The organism is Pedobacter sp. Leaf170 (genome assembly GCF_920984665.1).
Classification (GTDB): domain Bacteria; phylum Bacteroidota; class Bacteroidia; order Sphingobacteriales; family Sphingobacteriaceae; genus Pedobacter.
The window spans coordinates 2,450-5,889 of record NZ_CAKLBP010000014.1; the positions used below are offsets into that span (position 1 = coordinate 2,450).

Sequence of the window (3,440 nt, forward strand, 5' to 3'; positions counted from 1 at the left end):
AGTTTTTTACTAATAAGGAATAAGCTATAGGCTTAGGTTGGGGCCATTAAACCCTACACCTTTATACCCTCAGCCTTATACCTTAATAAAGTTCTTTGACATATTGGAAGAAGTTAAAAAAGAAGAGCAAACAACAATAGGCGACTGTTTTGTTTGTGCTCACCGAGCAGCGTAGCAATACAAAGCGAGGTATGAGACATCATAACAAGAGCAAAAAAGCATACTATACGGCGCAAAAGGCGTATAAGTAGAAGAAAGTAAGAAAGAGTACACGGGGGATGCCTTGGCTCTCAGAGGCGATGAAGGACGTGATAAGCTGCGATAAGCTTCGGGTATTTGCAAATAGGACTTAATCCGAAGATTTCCGAATGGGGCAACCCGGCTGGTTGAAGACCAGTCACATATAATGAGCAAACCTGCCGAACTGAAACATCTAAGTAAGCAGAGGAAGAGAAAATAATAATGATTTCCTGAGTAGTGGCGAGCGAAAGGGAAAGAGCCCAAACCTACTTTGTTACGGCAAAGTGGGGGTTGTAGGACTACGATATGGCATTAACAAACAGAAGTGGAACGGGATGGGAAGCCCGGCGATACATGGTGATAGCCCAGTACACGTATAGAATGTTAGCCTAGTAGTATCCTGAGTACCGCGAGGTCGGAGACGCCTTGTGGGAATCTGCCGGCACCATCCGGTAAGGCTAAATACTCCTGAGAGACCGATAGTGAACCAGTACCGTGAGGGAAAGGTGAAAAGAACCCCGAACAGGGGAGTGAAATAGAACCTGAAACCGTGTACTTACAAGCGGTCGGAGCATACAAGTTGTGTGACGGCGTGCCTTTTGCATAATGAGCCTACGAGTTACTCTTCTCTGGCAAGGTTAAGTGTTTAAGACACGGATCCGAAGCGAAAGCGAGTCTGAATAGGGCGTATAGTCAGAGGAGGTAGACGCGAAACCTTGTGATCTACCCATGGACAGGTTGAAGGTGCGGTAACACGTACTGGAGGACCGAACCGATAAACGTTGAAAAGTTTCCGGATGATCTGTGGGTAGGGGTGAAAGGCTAATCAAACTGGGAAATAGCTCGTACTCCCCGAAATGTTTTTAGGAACAGCGTGGACATTAAGTTTCATAGAGGTAGAGCTACTGATTGGGTGCGGGGGAGTCAAATCCTACCAAATCCAGACAAACTCCGAATGCTATGAAATATGGTCTGCAGTGAGGCGCGGGGTGCTAAGGTCACGCGCCGAGAGGGAAAGAACCCAGACCATCAGCTAAGGTCCCCAAGTGTACGCTAAGTTGAACTAACGAGGTCCGATTGCACAGACAGCTAGGATGTTGGCTTGGAAGCAGCCATTCATTTAAAGAGTGCGTAACAGCTCACTAGTCGAGCGATCGGGCATGGATAATAAACGGGCATTAAGTGTATCACCGAAGCTATGGGATTGAAATATATCGGTAGGGGAGCATTCTATATACAGTGAAGGTATCTGGTAATGGGTGCTGGAGTGTATAGAAAAGCAAATGTAGGCATAAGTAACGATAAGGCGGGCGAGAAACCCGCCCACCGAAAGGATAAGGTTTCCTGATCAACGCTAATCGGATCAGGGTTAGTCGGGACCTAAGGAGAACCCGAAGGGGATATTCGATGGACAACTGGTTAATATTCCAGTACTTTTTATAACTGCGATGTGGGGACGGAGTAGTGACACTGCCGCGAACTGACGGAATAGTTCGTTAAAGGTTGTAGGTATTAGGACGGTAGGCAAATCCGCCGACCTAGCTGAAAACTAATAGTACCGCGAGTCTTCGGATGAGTGGATAGAGCAGGTAAACAGACTTCCAAGAAAAACCGCTAAGCTTCAGGTTATAAAAACCCGTACCGCAAACCGACACAGGTATCCGGGAAGAGGATTCTAAGGTGCTCGAGTGAATCATGGCTAAGGAACTCGGCAAAATGGCCCTGTAACTTCGGGAGAAGGGGCGCTGGCAGTAATGTCAGCCGCAGTGAAAAGGCCCAGGCGACTGTTTAACAAAAACACATGGCTTTGCAAAATCGAAAGATGAAGTATAAGGCCTGACACCTGCCCGGTGCTGGAAGGTTAAGAGGGGATGTCATCCGCAAGGAGAAGCATTGAATCGAAGCCCCAGTAAACGGCGGCCGTAACTATAACGGTCCTAAGGTAGCGAAATTCCTTGTCGGGTAAGTTCCGACCTGCACGAATGGTGTAACGATCTGGGCGCTGTCTCAGCCATGAGCTCGGTGAAATTGTGGTCCCGGTGAAGACGCCGGGTACCCGCAACGGGACGGAAAGACCCCATGCACCTTCACTACAATTTAACATTGACATTGGATACAGGATGTGTAGGATAGGTGGGAGACTATGAAGCGGCGTCGCCAGGCGTCGTGGAGTCAACGTTGAAATACCACCCTTTCTGTATTCGGTGTCTAATCCCGTACAAACGGGAGACATTGTTTGATGGGTAGTTTGACTGGGGTGGTCGCCTCCAAAAAGGTAACGGAGGCTTTCAAAGGTAAGCTCAATACGCTTGGTAACCGTATGAGGAGTGCAATAGCATAAGCTTGCTTGACTGTGAGACCTACAAGTCGATCAGGGTCGAAAGACGGATATAGTGATCCGGTGGTTCTGCATGGAAGGGCCATCGCTCAAAGGATAAAAGGTACGCTGGGGATAACAGGCTGATCTCCCCCAAGAGCTCATATCGACGGGGAGGTTTGGCACCTCGATGTCGGCTCGTCACATCCTGGGGCTGGAGAAGGTCCCAAGGGTTCGGCTGTTCGCCGATTAAAGTGGCACGCGAGCTGGGTTCAGAACGTCGCGAGACAGTTCGGTCCCTATCTGTTGTGGGCGTAGGAATTTTGAGTGGGGCTGACCTTAGTACGAGAGGACCGGGTTGGACTAGCCTCTAGTGAATCTGTTGTTCCGCCAGGGGCATTGCAGAGTAGCTACGCTGGGAATAGATAAGCGCTGAAAGCATCTAAGTGCGAAACTAGCCACGAGATGAGAATTCCATATAGGACCGTAGAAGATGACTACGTTGATAGGTTATAGATGTAAAGCTGGTGACAGCATAGTCGAGTAATACTAATCATCCGAAGCTTTCAAAAGCAACATACTGTTGTTTGTTCTTCAAAACTTAACTTCTTTCAATAATATGTCATTTAAGTTGTAGGTTGTATTTATAGGTAATACGTGAAAACGTATCACTTAAAACGTAAAACTTAACACTTATATTAAAACATTTAGGTGCCTATATCGGTGGTGTCCACCTCTTCCCATTCCGAACAGAGAAGTTAAGCCCACCAGAGCCAATGGTACTGCGGTAACACGTGGGAGAGTAGGTCGGTGCCAAATCTTAAAAGAAGAGCCTTGTAACAATTGTTGCAAGGCTTTCTTTGTTTATAAGCTTTTTTGCACA

General features: G+C 47.5%; 2 rRNA genes. Both read left to right on the top strand.

Features of this window, described 5'->3' with window-relative positions:
• Positions 1-251 precede the first annotated feature (251 nt).
• Positions 252-3,129, top strand: a 23S ribosomal RNA gene (locus LUA90_RS19390).
• 135 nt (positions 3,130-3,264) lie between these two features.
• Positions 3,265-3,376: ribosomal RNA gene (gene rrf / locus LUA90_RS19395) — 5S ribosomal RNA — on the top strand.
• Positions 3,377-3,440 lie beyond the last annotated feature (64 nt).